Annotated in this window: 19 protein-coding genes and 1 pseudogene; 3 read left to right on the forward strand and 17 right to left on the reverse strand. The window is 53.6% G+C overall.

Annotated elements, in window-relative coordinates; genetic code table 11:
* Positions 1-207: 207 nt before the first annotated feature.
* Together SCT_RS13305 and SCT_RS13310 are read left to right on the forward strand one after the other, a co-directional pair.
* Positions 208-456 carry a hypothetical protein gene (locus tag SCT_RS13305; RefSeq protein WP_059423866.1) on the forward strand — a complete coding sequence of 83 codons (249 nt, stop codon included), beginning with the start codon at positions 208-210 and terminating at the stop codon, positions 454-456.
* Positions 453-989: pseudogene (locus SCT_RS13310) on the forward strand (IS1595 family transposase); the annotation flags it as partial. The gene SCT_RS13305 and the pseudogene SCT_RS13310, both read left to right, overlap by 4 nt.
* A 148-nt stretch (positions 990-1,137) precedes the next feature.
* On the opposite strand, the gene SCT_RS13315 reads toward SCT_RS13310, so the two are convergent.
* From SCT_RS13315 to SCT_RS13395, 17 genes are all read right to left on the reverse strand, one after another.
* Positions 1,138-1,320: a hypothetical protein gene (locus SCT_RS13315; RefSeq protein WP_059423870.1), complete on the reverse strand. Its 183-nt coding sequence runs from the start codon at positions 1,318-1,320 to the stop codon at positions 1,138-1,140.
* Positions 1,321-1,753: 433 nt separating this feature from the next.
* Positions 1,754-2,353, reverse strand: coding sequence for an ankyrin repeat domain-containing protein (locus SCT_RS13320; RefSeq protein WP_159107912.1), 600 nt, complete (start codon positions 2,351-2,353; stop codon positions 1,754-1,756).
* A 35-nt stretch (positions 2,354-2,388) separates the two neighbouring features.
* A complete protein-coding gene (locus SCT_RS13325; protein ID WP_059423874.1) occupies positions 2,389-3,153 on the reverse strand; it encodes a TatD family hydrolase in 765 nt (254 codons plus the stop codon).
* Positions 3,154-3,204: 51 nt separating this feature from the next.
* Entirely contained in the window at positions 3,205-3,567 is a 363-nt protein-coding gene (locus SCT_RS13330) for a PilZ domain-containing protein (protein WP_059423878.1), read from the reverse strand.
* The gene (holB, locus tag SCT_RS13335; RefSeq protein WP_082098356.1) at positions 3,560-4,594 is read right to left on the reverse strand and encodes a DNA polymerase III subunit delta'; all 1,035 of its coding nucleotides are present in this window, start codon (positions 4,592-4,594) and stop codon (positions 3,560-3,562) included. The genes SCT_RS13330 and holB overlap by 8 nt, the downstream gene beginning before the upstream one ends.
* Positions 4,595-4,599: 5 nt before the next feature.
* Positions 4,600-5,220: a dTMP kinase gene (gene tmk / locus SCT_RS13340; protein ID WP_059423882.1), complete on the reverse strand. Its 621-nt coding sequence runs from the start codon at positions 5,218-5,220 to the stop codon at positions 4,600-4,602.
* A 13-nt stretch (positions 5,221-5,233) separates the two neighbouring features.
* Positions 5,234-6,247, reverse strand: a complete 1,014-nt coding sequence (gene mltG, locus SCT_RS13345; RefSeq protein ID WP_059423883.1) for an endolytic transglycosylase MltG — start codon at positions 6,245-6,247, stop codon at positions 5,234-5,236.
* Positions 6,231-7,043, reverse strand: a complete 813-nt coding sequence (gene pabC, locus SCT_RS13350; RefSeq protein WP_059423885.1) for an aminodeoxychorismate lyase — start codon at positions 7,041-7,043, stop codon at positions 6,231-6,233. The genes mltG and pabC overlap by 17 nt, the downstream gene beginning before the upstream one ends.
* Entirely contained in the window at positions 7,040-8,362 is a 1,323-nt protein-coding gene (locus SCT_RS13355) for an aminodeoxychorismate synthase component I (RefSeq protein ID WP_059423887.1), read from the reverse strand. Before SCT_RS13355 ends, pabC begins: the two co-directional genes overlap by 4 nt.
* A 56-nt stretch (positions 8,363-8,418) precedes the next feature.
* Complete coding sequence (fabF, locus tag SCT_RS13360) at positions 8,419-9,657, reverse strand: beta-ketoacyl-ACP synthase II (RefSeq protein WP_059423889.1); 1,239 nt, start codon at positions 9,655-9,657, stop codon at positions 8,419-8,421.
* A gap of 42 nt (positions 9,658-9,699) precedes the next feature.
* Complete coding sequence (acpP, locus tag SCT_RS13365) at positions 9,700-9,936, reverse strand: acyl carrier protein (RefSeq protein WP_009205689.1); 237 nt, start codon at positions 9,934-9,936, stop codon at positions 9,700-9,702.
* A gap of 86 nt (positions 9,937-10,022) precedes the next feature.
* On the reverse strand, positions 10,023-10,763 hold the full coding sequence (gene fabG, locus SCT_RS13370) for a 3-oxoacyl-ACP reductase FabG (RefSeq protein ID WP_059423893.1): 741 nt from the start codon (positions 10,761-10,763) through the stop codon (positions 10,023-10,025).
* A gap of 17 nt (positions 10,764-10,780) precedes the next feature.
* Positions 10,781-11,710: an ACP S-malonyltransferase gene (fabD, locus tag SCT_RS13375; RefSeq protein WP_059423894.1), complete on the reverse strand. Its 930-nt coding sequence runs from the start codon at positions 11,708-11,710 to the stop codon at positions 10,781-10,783.
* Positions 11,711-11,724: 14 nt separating this feature from the next.
* The gene (locus tag SCT_RS13380) at positions 11,725-12,684 is read right to left on the reverse strand and encodes a beta-ketoacyl-ACP synthase III (protein WP_082098357.1); all 960 of its coding nucleotides are present in this window, start codon (positions 12,682-12,684) and stop codon (positions 11,725-11,727) included.
* A complete protein-coding gene (gene plsX, locus SCT_RS13385; RefSeq protein ID WP_059423900.1) occupies positions 12,684-13,700 on the reverse strand; it encodes a phosphate acyltransferase PlsX in 1,017 nt (338 codons plus the stop codon). The genes SCT_RS13380 and plsX overlap by 1 nt, the downstream gene beginning before the upstream one ends.
* A 45-nt stretch (positions 13,701-13,745) precedes the next feature.
* The gene (rpmF, locus tag SCT_RS13390; protein ID WP_009205684.1) at positions 13,746-13,925 is read right to left on the reverse strand and encodes a 50S ribosomal protein L32; all 180 of its coding nucleotides are present in this window, start codon (positions 13,923-13,925) and stop codon (positions 13,746-13,748) included.
* An 8-nt stretch (positions 13,926-13,933) separates the two neighbouring features.
* Positions 13,934-14,449, reverse strand: coding sequence for a DUF177 domain-containing protein (locus tag SCT_RS13395; RefSeq protein WP_059423903.1), 516 nt, complete (start codon positions 14,447-14,449; stop codon positions 13,934-13,936).
* A gap of 112 nt (positions 14,450-14,561) precedes the next feature.
* Here SCT_RS13395 and SCT_RS13400 point away from each other — a divergent pair.
* Positions 14,562-15,740 (forward strand): acetyl-CoA carboxylase biotin carboxylase subunit (locus SCT_RS13400; RefSeq protein ID WP_237759697.1); only part of this gene is annotated, 1,179 nt, incomplete at its 3' end.

The following is a 15,740-nucleotide window of genomic DNA, read 5'->3' on the forward strand; positions in this document are numbered from 1 at the left end:
AAATCCATCTGTAACTTGAGCCATACTGTGGCTTATCGGGTGGGTCAATTTTCAGTGCAAATCCCGGGTCAATATTCGGCGCAAATTAACAGTCTTAACCGTCTTGGTGCGTTTGATTAGGGAATTATATACTTGACTTCCTAAATCGGATGTTCCATAATTCTTTTACTGGTTCAACATAACCATTAAAGAATAAGGAGTTAAGTTATGAGCAATAGAACTATCATCCGAGAGTATGAAGATATGCGTGAATCTGACGAGGTTATTGTTGATGCGCTTATTAAATACGGTACCGCAAAGAACAAAGAAGATGGTCAGCGGATATTAAAATCTGTGCGTCAACTTCGTATTACTGAAGCTGGCTACAGGGCAAAAAAGAAAAGTGAAAAACAACGTGAGGCGGAATTCCCCGGACTAACTGATTGGGTCAAACAACAAGCAAAGGTTTTATCATGAACGATAAAATCACCATCAGCACCTACCAGTTCCTTAAACGTTTTCCGAATGCCGATGCCGCCCGTATCTATCTTGAGGCTCGGCGCTGGCCGCAAGGCGCGATCTGCCCAGCCTGCGGGTGCATTGAACGCATTCAGCCATGCAAACGCTCAGGAACTCTGGGATATTACCGTTGCCTGAGTTGCGAAGTGGTGTTTACTGTTCGCACCGGAACTATTTTTGAGCGTTCACATGTGCCACTCGATAAATGGCTCTATGCCATGTACCTGATGGCAACAGCACGTAAAGGCATTTCATCCATCCAGCTATCCAAGGAGCTAGGTGTTACTCAAAAAACGGCGTGGTTCATGCTTCAGCGCCTTCGTGAAGCCTGCGGAAACGACAAGGATGATGATGATGACAGCAACGGTTTCTTGCAAGGCATAGTCGAAGCAGATGAAACTTATCTGGGCGGCAAGGAAGCCAACAAGCACGAACATAAGAAGCTTAATATGGGACCTGGCGCAGTCGGCAAGACTGGCGTACTTGGTATATAGTTCCCTTTGATTAATCCAGACGGGGAGCGAGCGAGGGACGAAGCCGCCCCCGTCTGGATTAATGATTGCTGCAAGCCTGTTTTTCTTCTCCCTGAAATTTACCCCTGCATGATGCAGCTTCGCCAGCCCGAGATGGTTTCGGGGTTTAGGCGGTTTTTTCAAAGCCTCTGTTTGGATTCACTTCGTATCGTTGATCTCTGTGCGTCACCAGTTTTTTGGTGCCTGTCATGTTCGCCAGTTTTTGCGCTCTATGTGTTGCGCCTTTGAATGTGGCCCTGCCTGCCAGCCATTTGCCAGATTGGATATCGTAGATGTTGTATTTATTCATGGCTAAAATCCTTTCGTTTTGTGTTTGGGGAGATCTCATTTCCCAAAAGTGGGGTTCCCCATCTGAAAGTGTGCCAGTCGGTTTTCTGGCGCACTTTCTTAGCAGACCTGACACTGGAAGACATCCGCCGCCAGCCCGAGAGGGTGGCGGGGTTTCGGGGTCTGTGTTCCGTCACAATGTAGCGCGGGTTTTTTGCCGCTGACCGGCAAAAGCGCGATTGTGGCGGCGTGGGGTCGTTCTCGTTGAGGTGGTTTGGATTCTTCTTTTTAAGACGGCTTTTGACTTTTTCAGGACGAAAAAAAACCCGGCGGGATTCTGCCGGGTCTTTTCCTGATTCTGTCAAATCAATTTAAAGGGCCGTCCTTGGCTTTACGCAATAACCCATTATACGAAGTAATAATGTATATTATGGTATTGCTTTTCGATCTTCAAATTATCGTTTGCCTCGCAACAGACCGGCGATATCAGTATTACCACTCTCCATCGCCCAGCTCCAGGCTGTTGCACCATTTTCATTCTTGATGCCTACGTTGGCGTGATATTTGAGCAGCACTTCGACCACTTCGATGTGCCCGCTTTTCGATGCCAACATCAATGCGGTTGTGCCATTGCTGGTCGCCGCGTTCACGTCTGAGCCTGCACGCAGCAGATTTTCGACTATCTCGCTGTGGCCAGAAAATGCCGCGTACATCATCGGTGTCCAGCCCTGATGGTTTGCCCCCGTGTCCGCCCCCAGGCCGAGCAAGGTGTTGACTACTTTGGCGTGTCCATTGAGCGCCGCAAGCATGAGGGCCGATTCGCCGAATTGATTTTTAGTATTGAGTTTCGCGCCGGACCTATGGAGTGTACGCAAAATATCATTTTGCCCTTCGCGCGCGGCAATAATTAAAGCCGTGTTGCCATTGGCATCCATTACATTGGCATCGACACCCCGGGCAAGAAAATGCTGGATTGCGCTAGCATCCCCCAGGGTTATTGATATAAATAAATCATCAATAAATCCATCGGCTAAGGAAATATTGCTAACCAACATTAGCAGAAATAATGCCTTACTTACTATTCTATATATCATTTTAATTTGAATAGGCTCATGAAATTTCTAGTGGTGGCCTCAGTCAATTCTTCTTCGCTTATCCCTCTCAATCGTGCAACTTCTTCTGCGACATGCTTCACATACGCTGGCTGGTTGGTTTTTCCACGGAATGGGGCGGGCGCAAGATAGGGCGAATCGGTTTCTACCAGCACTCGATCCAATGGTATTTTCTCTGCAACTTCCTTGACTTGTATCGCCTTCTTAAAGGTAACAATACCTGAAAATGAGATGCAAAAACCAAGAGCTATCGCACGTTCCGCAACCTCCAGACTTTCGGTAAAGCAGTGCATTACACCGCCCACGCTTGCCGCCCCCTCCTCTTCCATGATGCGCAGCGTGTCGTCAGCAGCTTCCCGCGTATGGACAATCAATGGCTTGCCGCAGAGTCTTGCGGCACGAATGTGGTTGCGGAAGCGCTCCCTTTGCCATTCAAGGTCGCCTTTCAGTCTGAAGTAATCCAGGCCGGTTTCGCCGATTGCAATCACCTTTGGGTGGTTCGCTAATTCAACCAGCCTTTCAACTGTCGGCTCCTCCTCGTCTTCATAATCAGGATGAACTCCGACCGATGCGTAGAGTTGAGAATAATTTTCAGCCAAGCTGATAACTTGATGAAAATCCGTGAGATTAACGCTTACGCATAGCGCAAGACCGACCCCATTTTTTTCCATGTTGGCGAATATCTCGGGCAGATTTGAAGCGAGTTCAGGAAAATTTAAGTGGCAGTGGGAATCGACTAGCATGGCTTGCACGAGAGTATGCCGCAAATGAGCGGCGGCGTGGTTTGAATGGATCTACATGGTGTGGGTTGGGCGGGTTGTTTTACTGCCGCCAAGCAAGCCCTCGATTTTGTTGCGTGCGGAGACACCGCTCTCGTTATCGCCGAACTGTACGCCCACTCCTTGGACTTTATTGCCTTGCGCGCCTTCCGGGGTGATCCAGACAACACGACCGGCTACCGGCAACTTGTTCGGATCCTCCATTAAGGAAAGCAGCATGAAAACCTCGTCACCCAAGCGATAAGATTTGTTGGTTGGGATAAAAATTCCGCCGTTCTTCAGATAAGGCATATAAGCCGCATACAGTGCGGTTTTTTCCTTGATGCTCAAAGAAAGTACACCCGGCCGCGGAGCGGCTGAAACCTTTGGATCAGACATAAGCGACGTCCTGACGATTCACGAGTTGCCAATAAGAAAAAAACAATTGCTCCAGCACCAACTGGTTATTCAGCGGATGGTGTAAAGCGCGCTGCGCAGTTAATAATTCCTGCTGGAACCGAAACAATTCTATCAAGTTAACGGCTTTTGCCAAGTGATTCATTTCCGTCGACGACTCAGGCTGGTATCGCACCTGCCCCGTCATGCCGATACTTGCCAGATCATAGACCCACTGCTGCATCCAGGTCAGTATCCAAGCCAACTCCGCCTTGTCTCCCCGCTCCGCCAGGGTAATGGGATCAAATCGTTCCGGCGCACCAAGCTGTTCCAGAATCTGACGGCGTTTCAACTGGTAATCTTCCGCGCTTAACCGAAGGGCGGCAAGGGGTGCGTAGCCCGATTGCGCCAGGCAGGCATTTTCTTCCGCCACCCCCTGCTCCCGTAACCACTGCAATGCCTCTGCGCGCCCGGGAAACGGTGCGTTAATCTTTTGGCAGCGACTGCGAACTGTAGGCAACAGGCGTTGAGACTGGTGCGACACCAGGATGAACAGCGTGCCAGGCGGCGGCTCCTCCAATGTTTTCAGCAGCGCATTGGCGGCGTGAACATTCATCGCTTCTGCCGGGTGAACCAGAATAATACGCATGCCATTGCGGTGAGTCGTCAGGTTGACGAAATCCGCTAATTCGCGAATCTGGGCCACAGTAATAAACTGGCTAGCCTTTTTGTCGGCCGTCTTGCCCTGTTCTGCCGTTTCGCCCGTCGATTCTGCCACAGCGCTCTGTGCTTCAGGCTCAAGCAGGCGAAAATCGGGATGACCGCCGATCTTGAACCAGTGGCATGAGCCGCAATGTTCGCAAGGTTCACCCAAATCCAGTGGAGATTCGCACAGCAACGCTTGTGCCAGCGTATAGGCCAAATGAAATTTCCCGATTCCACTTCGGCCTTGTAGCAATAGAGCGCCAGGCAAGGTCGCCTGGGTCGACATCAGTCGTCGCCAAATATCATTTTGCCATGAATAAATCATATTAGTCAGATAGATGAAATAACATCTTCAAGATCAACTTGAATTTCATTCAGCGTCCGCCCACTATCGATCACCCGGATTCGCTCCGGGAATAGCGCTGCGCGCTTCAAATAAGCGTCCCTCACGCGCTGGAAAAAATCCTGCTTTTCCTGTTCGAACCGGTCCAGAGAAGCGTTGCCGGACAACCGCTTCCGACTGACTTCGAGTGTAACGTCGAACAACAAGGTCAGGTCCGGTTGCAAGTCCTGCTGAACCCATTGTTCAAGGATTTTCAGCTTGGCTTCATCCAGTCCCCTGCCCCCACCCTGATAGGCAAAACTGGCGTCGGTGAAGCGGTCTGAAATGACCCAGGTTCCCTCGCGCAACGCCGGAATAATGACCTTGTCCAGATGCTCCCGCCTGGCAGCGAACATCAGCAGGGCCTCGGTTTCAAGATGCATGGCTTGATGCAGGAGCAACTCGCGCAACGCTTCGCCGAGCGGAGTTCCGCCCGGCTCCCGGGTGACAAGGACCTTTTTCCCCTGACCGCGCAAGCGCTCCGCTAGCCAATTCAGGTGTGTGCTCTTGCCGGCACCATCTATCCCCTCAAGCGTGATAAATTTTGCTTTATTATTATTTAGAATCATTATATTGTGATATTTAATCAATCTTTTTTCTGGATAAGTTTTTCTGGTAACGCGCCACAGCCTGATTATGCTCCGCCAGGCTGCGGGAAAACTGGTGGGTACCATCCCCCTTGCTTACGAAATACAGCGCAGAGGTCTCGCTAGGGTGTAGAGCCGCATGGATAGAGGCCCATCCCGGCATAGCAATCGGACCGGGCGGAAGCCCGGCGCGAGTGTAAGTATTATAGGCATTATCGGTGGTTAAATCGCGCTTATGCAAATTGCCGTCAAACGTCTCACCCAGGCCGTAAATGACCGTTGGATCTGTTTGCAACCTCATGCCGATACGCAGGCGATTGATAAAGACGGCGGCGATCATCGGCCGCTCCCCGGATTGGCCGGTTTCCTTCTCGACGATGGAAGCCATGATCAAAGCCTCGTAAGGCGTGGAATATAGCAGATTCGGGCTGCGTTCCAGCCAGGCATCGGCCAGTCGCTGCCCCATGATCTGGTAGGCACGTTTGAGCACGGACAAGTCGCTCATCCCGTTGCTGAAATAATAAGTTTCTGGAAAAAACAGCCCCTCGGCGTTTTCCTCCTGCACCGCCAGGCGATCCAACAGCTCCCTGTCGCTCAGGCCGGCGGTGTCGTGCCTGATGGCTGGATTTCCGTCGAGCGCCTTGCGCAGCTGGCTGAAATTCCAACCCTCGATAAACACGATTTCGCTTTGGCTGACATCGCCCTTGGTGATCTTTTGAAGCAGTTGAAACGGGGTGATTTCGCGATCCAGTTGATAGTTGCCAGCCTTGATCCCCCCTTCCCTGCCCAAAGCTTTTGCCAGCATAATAAAGCTCCATGGTTCCGGAATCAGTCCTTCAGCACTGAACTGTCTGGCAATGGTACGTAAGCTGCTGCCATGCTTGAGCGTAAACTCGTAGGGCGATTGGGGCAGGTGTACAGGGGTATTGGCAAAATACAGCACCCAGCCCGCAGCCGACATTCCCAATAAAATGAACGCAGCGATGCCGCGCTTAATGACCGTCATCATCCAGCAAACTCCTCAGGCGCGCCGCCAGATTGCCGGCCTGCCACGTTTTTGCGCCCAGTTCCCTAACCTGCCAGACACCAATTACGCTGTTGCAGAGCACAATCTCGTCCGCATCGTAGATTCGGGCCAACGGCAGATTTTCCACCCTGACCGTCATGCCCAGCCTGACTGCTATCTCCATGATGCGCTGCCGCTGCACGCCGGCCACACCGCAACGCCCAAGATCCGGGGTGTGCAAGGTCTTGCCCTTGCGAAGGAACAAGTTGCTCATCGTCCCTTCGATGACATTTCCATCCATATCGAGCATTAATCCCTCGGCAATTTCGGAATCGTACCATTCCAGTCGCGCTAGCACGTTTTCCAGTCGATTGAGATGCTTGATCCCAGCCAGCAAGGGTTGCATGCCAAGGCGCGTGGAACAAAGGTGCAGCCGAATCCCATCCGTCAAATAATTTGCCGGGTATTGCGGGACAGGACTCGCCATCAGGATGCGCGTCGGCTCCATGTACTCAGGAATAGCGTAACCACGTTGGCTCTCTCCACGGGTGACGATCACTTTCAGCACGCAGTCAGGTGTTTCCTCGATCAATTCGGCCATTTCCGCAGCCAGGATCGCTTCAGGCGGGCAAACAATGCCGAGCGCTGCACAATCTGCGTACAGCTTGTCATAATGGCGTGACCAGCACAATGGACGACTCGCACTCACCCGCAAGGTACGAAAAACCCCGTCACCGTACGTCAGTCCCCGGTCAAAGACCCGAACCTGTTCGCTCTGAATGCCGTTAACCAGGGTCATTGAGCTGCTCCCAGTGCCCTGAGTAGACCTTTCGCCTTGGCGCGAGTTTCGGCAAGTTCGCGCAAGGGGTCGGAGTCGGCGACGATGCCTGCACCGGCCTTGAAGGTCAGTGCATTCCCTTCGAGCATGAAGCTGCGGATCAGGATATTAAGATCCATGCTGCCATCGAGATTAAGATACCCCATGCTGCCCGTATAAGCGTAACGGGGTGAGGGTTCGAGCTCACTGATGATTTGCATGGTACGGATTTTGGGGCAACCGGTAATAGTGCCTCCTGGAAACAACGCACGCATCACCTCGGAAGGAGCCGTGTTCTCGCGCAAACGACCGCGCACGCTGGACTCGATGTGGTGAACGTGAGCGTAGCTGCACACCGTCATCAGTTCGCTGACCTCGACGCTGCCTGGCTCGCACACCCGGCCCAGATCATTGCGCTCGAGGTCGACCAGCATGATGTGCTCGGCGCGTTCCTTGGGGCTGGCGATCAGCTGTCGGCGCAGCAACTCATCCTCTTCTGCCAGCAGCGCTCGCGGATGCGTGCCGGCGATCGGGCGCGTCTCGATCACGCCACCGCGTACCCTTGCCAGTCGCTCCGGGGAGGAACTGATAATCTGGTGACTACCGAAGTCGGCGATACCCGCAAAAGGGGCCGGATTGCTCTCGCGCAGGCGTGCGTAAACACCGACCGCACTGCCTTGATGTTCGATCCGTGCCTGCCACTGGCGTGCAAGATTGACCTGGAACACGTCCCCTTCCAGGATGTAGCGCTTAATCTTAGCCACCCCTTGCAGGAAAATCTGTTCGTCTTCCTCTTCAAGTTCCTCCACCCTTACCGGGCTGTCCTCATATTCGGTAACATCACTCAAATCGGTGCGCAGGTCTTCAAGAAGATGTGAATGGGCTTCCTCAGCAAACAAGTAGGTCTGCCCCTCAGCATGGTCGACCATGATCGCCGCGGGGATGCGTACAAGGGCGGCCAACGGAAATTTGCTTACCTGCAGTTTTGGCGCGACGGAGGACTCCAACTGGTGCAGCAATTCATAGCCTAGGTAAACGAACCAGCCCCCGTGAAAGGGGAGCTTGGCCACTCCCTGCTCTGGTAGGCACGCGGCTTTTGCCCACTCTTCATCGAGTATGGGAAAAAATGCCTGTTCCTGCCCTGTCGTGTCGGATGGAAATATTTGTGACTGCGCTGGAAAAGCGAAAAGTATATCCCAGCCAGAGCAACCCAGAGTTTGCAGCAGATAGGGGTAGCGCAACGGGTTTGCCGCATGGAGGCCAAGCAAGTCGGGCGTACCGGGGAGCTGTATGACGGGCACAAGCTACCTTAATGACAAGGAAAAACCCAGGGGCGTTCCGCCCCTGCTGCAGGTATTCAGATCTTGCGGAACACCAAGGTACCGTTGGTGCCACCAAATCCGAAGGAGTTCGACAGGGCGACATCGATTTTCATCTTGCGGGCAACATTCGGCACATAATCAAGATCACACTCGGGATCCTGCTCGACCATATTGATGGTCGGAGGCGAAATTTGATGATACACGCTCAGCGCCGAAAACACCGCTTCGACACCTCCGGCAGCGCCAAGCAGATGACCGGTCATGGATTTGGTCGAATTGACCGCGATATTTTTGGCATGTTCGCCAAAGCAGAGCTTGACCGCCTTGGTTTCTGCCAGATCGCCCAAGGGCGTTGATGTGCCGTGGGCGTTGATGAAATCAACCTGATTGTGCGGAATCCCGGCATTTCGCAATGCATTGGTCATGCATCGAGCCGCACCGCTACCGTCTTCGCAGGGGGCCGTCATGTGGTTGGCATCTGCGCTCATGCCGAAACCGGGCACTTCGGCATAAATTTTCGCTCCGCGTGCTTTGGCGTGTTCGTATTCTTCGAGCACCAGTATCCCTGCGCCTTCTCCAAGTACGAAGCCATCCCGACCAGTATCCCAGGGACGGCTTGCCTTTTCGGGATCATCATTGCGTGTGGATAGCGCGCGCGCCGAGGCAAAGCCGCCAACCGCCAGCGGTGTCACGGTGGATTCCGCTCCGCCCGCGATCATGATATCGGCGTCGCCATATTCGATCATGCGCGCGGAATCGCCGATGCAGTGAGTGGCCGTGGTACAGGCGGTAACCATCGCCAGATTCGGGCCTTTGAGTCCAAACATGATGGACAGATTACCCGAGATCATATTGATGATCGTACCTGGAATGAAAAACGGGGAAATTTTGCGCGGACCGCCTTCCAGATAGGTGTTATGGGTATCCTCGATCATCGGTAGACCACCGATGCCGGAACCGATATTAACGCCGATACGTTCGGCGTTTTCCGGGGTAACCACAATGCCGGAGTCCTTGATCGCCTGTACTCCCGCTGCAAGCCCGTAATGGATAAAAATATCCATGCGACGAGCTTCCTTGGCGGAAATATACTCGGTGACATCGAACCCTTTGACCTCGCCGGCGATCTGGGAGGAAAAGGCCGTGGGGTCGAACCGGGTAATCCGGCTTATTCCAGATTTGCCGGCAAGAATGTTCGACCACGCTTGCTCAACAGTATTACCGACAGGCGAAATTATGCCCAGGCCGGTGATGACGACTCTGCGTTTAGACAAGACGACTCCAGTTGCGAGTGGTTACAGGATAGATAGAACAGTTTAGTTCAGATGACCATTGACGTAATCAACGGCTTGTTTGACGGTGGTGATTTTTTCCGCTTCTTCGTCAGGAATTTCGCAGTCGAACTCTTCTTCCAGTGCCATGACCAGCTCAACGGTATCCAGGGAATCAGCGCCCAGGTCGTCGACGAAGGAGGATTCAATTTTTACTTCTGCTTCGTTCACGCCAAGTTGCTCAGCAACGATTTTTTTGACGCGTTGTTCGATATTTTCCATCTAAGTACCCTCTCTTGAATCGCTATAAAAAAGCTGACGCATTTTACCAAAAATTGCCCACTTCACCAAACGGGAAGTTTGCCCAATCAACTCATGTACATGCCGCCATTGACGTGCATTGTGGTACCCGTAACATAACCGGCTTGCGGCGAAGCCAGGAATGCGACCGAAGCTGCGATATCCTGGACCGTACCAAGTCGTCCCAGCGGGATGTGGCCGAGCAGATCATTGCGTTGCTCCTCGCTCAGGGCGCGGGTCATGTCCGTATCGATGAAACCCGGCGCGACACAGTTTACCGTGATATTGCGGCTGCCGACTTCGCGTGCCAGAGATTTGCTGAAGCCTATGATAGCCGCCTTGGCAGCGGCATAATTAGTCTGGCCGGCGTTCCCCATCGTGCCTACCACCGAGGCAATGCTGATGATGCGGCCATAACGCGCCTTCATCATCGCGCGCAGAACAGCCTGACTCAAGCGGAACACGGACTTCAGGTTGGTATCCATGATGTCGTCCCATTCCTCTTCCTTCATCCGCATCAGCAGATTATCGCGTGTAATGCCGGCGTTATTGACCAGAATCGAGATTTCACCGAATTGGGTCCGTATGGCTTGCAGCACCTGTTCGATCTGTGCAGGATCTTTGACGTTCAAAGCCAGCCCAGCACCCTTGATGCCGGCCTGACTCAGATAGCCGCTGATATTGTCCGCACCGGCCTGGCTGGTCGCCGTGCCAATAACGGTTGCGCCCTGCTTGCCGAGTTCCAGCGCGACAGCTTGGCCAATTCCGCGACTGGCGCCTGTTACCAAAGCAATCTGCCCATCCAGCATTTAACTATTCTCCAAGATTATTTCAATGAATCCATTGCCTGGCGCAGCGCCGCTTCGTCAGATAGTGCGAATGCCTGCATATTGCCGTCTATACGTTTGTTCAATCCGGCCAGCACCTTTCCGGGCCCGCATTCAGCGAGTTTGACGATACCTAGCTCGGCAAAATTTCTGACCGTTTCCACCCATCTCACCGGGCTGTAAAGCTGCCGCGCAAGTGCATCCTTGATGCCGGCTTCATCATCATGACTTTTAACATCAGCATTATGCACCACCGGAATTTGCGGCGCTTTGATCGAAATTGCCTGCATACGCTGTGTCAGGGCATCCGCAGCCGGGCGCATCAGGGCGCAATGGGAAGGAACACTAACCGGCAGTGGCAGCGCACGTTTTGCGCCCTTTTCCTTAGCCAGCACCATGCCACGCTCAACGGCAGTTTTGTGGCCTGCGATCACGACTTGGCCAGGCGAATTGAAATTAACCGGCTCCAGTACCTCGCCTTGTGCCGCTTCGGCACAAACGGCGCGTACAGCATCGTCATCGAGCCCCAGAATCGCCGCCATTCCGCCCACACCTTCGGCTACCGCTTCCTGCATTGCCTGTGCGCGGAAGCGCACCAGTGGCAAAGCATCGGCAAAGGACAGCGCTCCGGATGCAACCAGTGCAGTGTATTCGCCCAAGCTGTGGCCGGCCAGCATAGTCGGCCGGGCTCCGTGCAGGGCATTCCAGGCGCGGAACACCGCCACGCCGGCAGTCAACATTACCGGTTGAGTGTTAACTGTCAGGTTGAGATCTTCGGCGCTGCCACCCGTGACCATGCTCCACAAATCCTGCTTGAGAATATGCCCCGCTTCCTCGAAGGTTTCCCGCACGATGGAAAGCCCGTCGAAGCCATTCATCATTCCGACCGACTGCGAACCCTGTCCTGGAAATACAAAAGCAAAACTCATGTTTTCTTACCTTCTTACCAAGTTACTAGCGCAGAACCCCAGGTGAAACCGCCACCCACGCCTTCCATCAGTATAGTGTCGCCGGGCTTGATCCGCCCATCCCGAACCGCGACATCCAGCGCCAAGGGAATCGAGGCCGCCGAGGTGTTGCCATGCTTGTCGACAGTAACCACGACATTATCCATGCTCATGCCTAACTTCTTGGCGGTGGCCTGAATAATGCGAATATTGGCCTGATGCGGCACCAGCCAAGTGATGTCTGACTTCTGCATGCCGTTGGCCGCCAAGGTTTCCTCAACGATAGAATCCAGTACCCCGACCGCGAACTTGAACACACCAGTACCGTCCATTTCGACGAAAGGATTACCCTTTGCCTTGCCGGCAGAGAGGCATGCCGGCACAGCCAGCAGATGGCCATAACTGCCGTCGGCATGCAGGTGGGTGGAAATGATTCCAGGCTCATCGCTAGCTTTCAGGACCACCGCACCCGCACCATCGCCAAACAGGACGCAGGTGTTGCGGTCGGTCCAATCCATGATGCGGGAAAAAGTTTCCGCACCCACAACCAGGGCGCACTTGCTTTGTCCACCTCGAATGAACTGATCGGCCGTCGCCAGGGCGTAGACAAAACCACTGCAAACCGCCTGGATGTCAAACGCCGGGCCACCGCTCCTGATACCAAGTTTGTCCTGGAGAATACAGGCTGTACTAGGAAACACGACATCAGGCGTGGTTGTGGCGACGATGATCAAGTCGATGCTTTGGGGATCGACGCCTGCCATTTGTATGGCCTGCTGCGCCGCCAAGAAAGCCAGATCACTAGTGGTCTGATTTTCTGCGACGATGTGGCGTTCGCGGATGCCCGTGCGGGAAAAAACCCACTCGTCCGAGGTATCGACCATCTGCGCCAGATCGTGGTTGGTCAGGATTTTTTCCGGCAGGTAGCCACCGGTACCGATAATACGTGAATACATCAGGCCTTTTCCTCGTTCAGCAGGGCCATTTGTTCATTGATCCGGCGCAGCACGCCGTTGCGCACTTCCTCGACCGCTCGCTCAATGGCGAACTGAAAAGCAAAGCTATCCGCCGAGCCGTGGCTTTTCACCACAACCCCTTGCAACCCGAGGAGGCTTGCACCATTGTAACGCCGATGATCGAGGCGCTTCTTGAACGCGCTGAGAACCGGGTAGGCGATGAGTCCAGCCAATTGGGTCAGGATGTTGCGCTTGAATTCCTGACGCAAAAAAGTCGCCAACATTTGCACCAGTCCTTCCGATGCCTTCAGCGCAACATTGCCGACAAAACCATCGCATACCACCACGTCCGTGGTGCCTTTATAGATATCGTTGCCTTCTACGTTGCCATGGAAATTCAGATGACTCTGACGCAACAACTCGGCTGTCTGCTTGACCACCTCGTTACCCTTGATATCTTCCTCGCCGATATTGAGCAGACCAACGGTGGGGGCTTCTTTGTGCTCCACAGCGGAAACCAGCATCGCGCCCATTACCGCGAACTGGAGCAGGTGGTTGGCAGTGCAATCCACATTGGCTCCAAGGTCGAGGACGTGGGTGTGGCCATTCAGCGTGGGCATCATTCCGGCAATTGCCGGCCGTTCTATCCCGGGCAACATTTTCAGGACAAAGCGGGAGATGGCCATTAACGCACCTGTGTTGCCGGCGCTAACGCAAGCATTCGCCTCGCCCGTTTTTACCAGGTTGATGGCGACACGCATGGAGGAGTCTTTTTTGTTGCGCAAGGACAGCGCGGGCGGATCATCCATGGTAACCACCTCGCTGGCATGGTGAATGCGCAGACGAGGAGAAACCGAGGCCTTGAGGGATTGAAGCTCAGTCTCAATCACCCCGGCCAAGCCAACTAATACTATATTGACTTCAGCGTCCCGTTTCAGGTACGCCAGAGCTGCAGGGACAGTAACGTGGGGGCCGTGGTCGCCGCCCATGGCGTCGATCGCAACAGTGATATCCATTACGTTCGCTGCAAACCGCCTTTACCGAACGCCAGATAACGCCAATTATTCGCCCTTGGCACGCGCAACCTTTTTACCGCGGTAGAAACCGCTGGGGCTGACGTGGTGACGCAGATGAATTTCCCCGGTGGTCGGCTCCACAGCCAACGGTGGGTTGGTCAGGAAGTCGTGCGCGCGGTGCATACCACGCTTGGATGGGGATTTCTTGTTCTGTTGTACAGCCATGATAACTCCTAATTTTTTCTCAAATCTTTCGTTTTCAGCGCGGCCAGTGCACTAAAAGCATTTTGTTTATCGGTTTCCGCCTGGCCAAAATCTCCACCCGCCTTACAGTTTCCAGACGCGTGCGTGGGCGCCATCGGCAAGCCCAGCAACACCTCATCCTCGATCAACGCCAGCACATCCATATTCGGATCCACCTTGATAGCGTCAGTCAATTCATCCTCGTTCACCACCGCCGGCAAAAGTGGTTCATCCTCGATCAATTCCAGTTCGGAATCAAGGTCCACAGGATAAGCCAGAGCTCCAAGACAACGCTGGCACCTAAGTTGCAGCATGCCTTTGACGGCGCAAACCAGAAAAAGCTTACCGTTCTCGCCACGCTTGCCGGTCAGGGTGTACTCCAGCAAACCGCTGCTGGAAAACAGTAAATCCTGCAGCCGACTTAAATTTGCGACCGCGACGCTACCGTTTAACGATTCGCCGTTGCGCGCAAACTCGATGCTGTTGATGACGACCTGTTCAGGCATAAGGCGCGCATGATATAATTTTTAAGATTCGCTGTCAAAAAACAAGCTCCAAGAGTAATCCCAAATAGCGATCATAGAAACTTGATGTTTTGATAATTGAACGGGTTCCCGCGTGATCAAGAAAATTCTTATTGCCAATCGTGGTGAAATTGCGGTTCGTATTGTACGCGCTTGCTCCGAAATGGGGATTAAATCCGTCGCCATCTATACGGATGCCGACCGACATGCCCTGCACGTCAAAAAGGCCGATGAATCCTACAATATCGGCTCCGATCCGGTCATTGGCTACCTGAACGCACATAATATAGTCAATCTCGCAGTTGCGGCAGGTTGCGATGCACTTCACCCCGGCTACGGCTTCCTTTCGGAAAATCCGGTTCTGGCAGAAATCTGCGCCAAGCGAGGCATCAAGTTCATCGGCCCATCTCCAAAAGTGATCCACCGCATGGGCGACAAGATTCAGGCTCGGCAGGCAATGATCGATGCTGGCGTACCGGTAATTCCAGGCAGCGAAGGCAACCTTGCCAACGTCAAACAGGCCGTGGAACTGGCCACCGTAATTGGCTACCCCGTCATGCTGAAAGCCACCAATGGCGGTGGTGGACGCGGCATTCGCCGCTGCAACAACGAAGAAGAATTGATCAAAAATTATGATCGCGTCGTTTCCGAAGCCACCAAGGCGTTCGGCAAGCCTGAACTATTCATGGAAAAATGCGTGGTCAACCCGCGTCACATCGAAGTCCAGGTCATCGGCGACAGCTTCGGTAGCGTGATCCATCTGTTCGAGCGCGATTGTTCGATCCAGCGCCGCAATCAGAAGCTGATCGAAATCGCGCCTTCCCCGCAACTGACCCGTGCCCAGCGCGACTACATCGGCAAGATCGCTGTGCAGGCAGCCCGGACCGTCGGCTACGAAAATGCGGGCACGGTGGAGTTTTTGCTCGACCAGGACAACCAGTTCTACTTCATGGAAATGAATACCCGTCTGCAGGTAGAACACACTGTAACCGAAACCATTACCGGTATCGACATTGTGCAGGAGCAAATTCGCATCGCCAGCGGCCTGCCCCTGCAGTACAAGCAGGAAGACGTAAATTATCGCGGCTTCGCCATGGAATTTCGTATCAATGCAGAAGACCCGAAAAATGATTTCCTTCCCAGCTTCGGCCGCATTACCCGTTACTATGCGCCCGGTGGCCCCGGCGTGCGAACCGATGCGGCCATGTATACCGGCTATGTGATCCCGCCCTATTATGATTCGATGTGTGCCAAGCTCACGGTCTGGGCGTTG

The organism is Sulfuricella sp. T08 (genome assembly GCF_000971475.1).
Classification (GTDB): domain Bacteria; phylum Pseudomonadota; class Gammaproteobacteria; order Burkholderiales; family Sulfuricellaceae; genus Sulfuricella.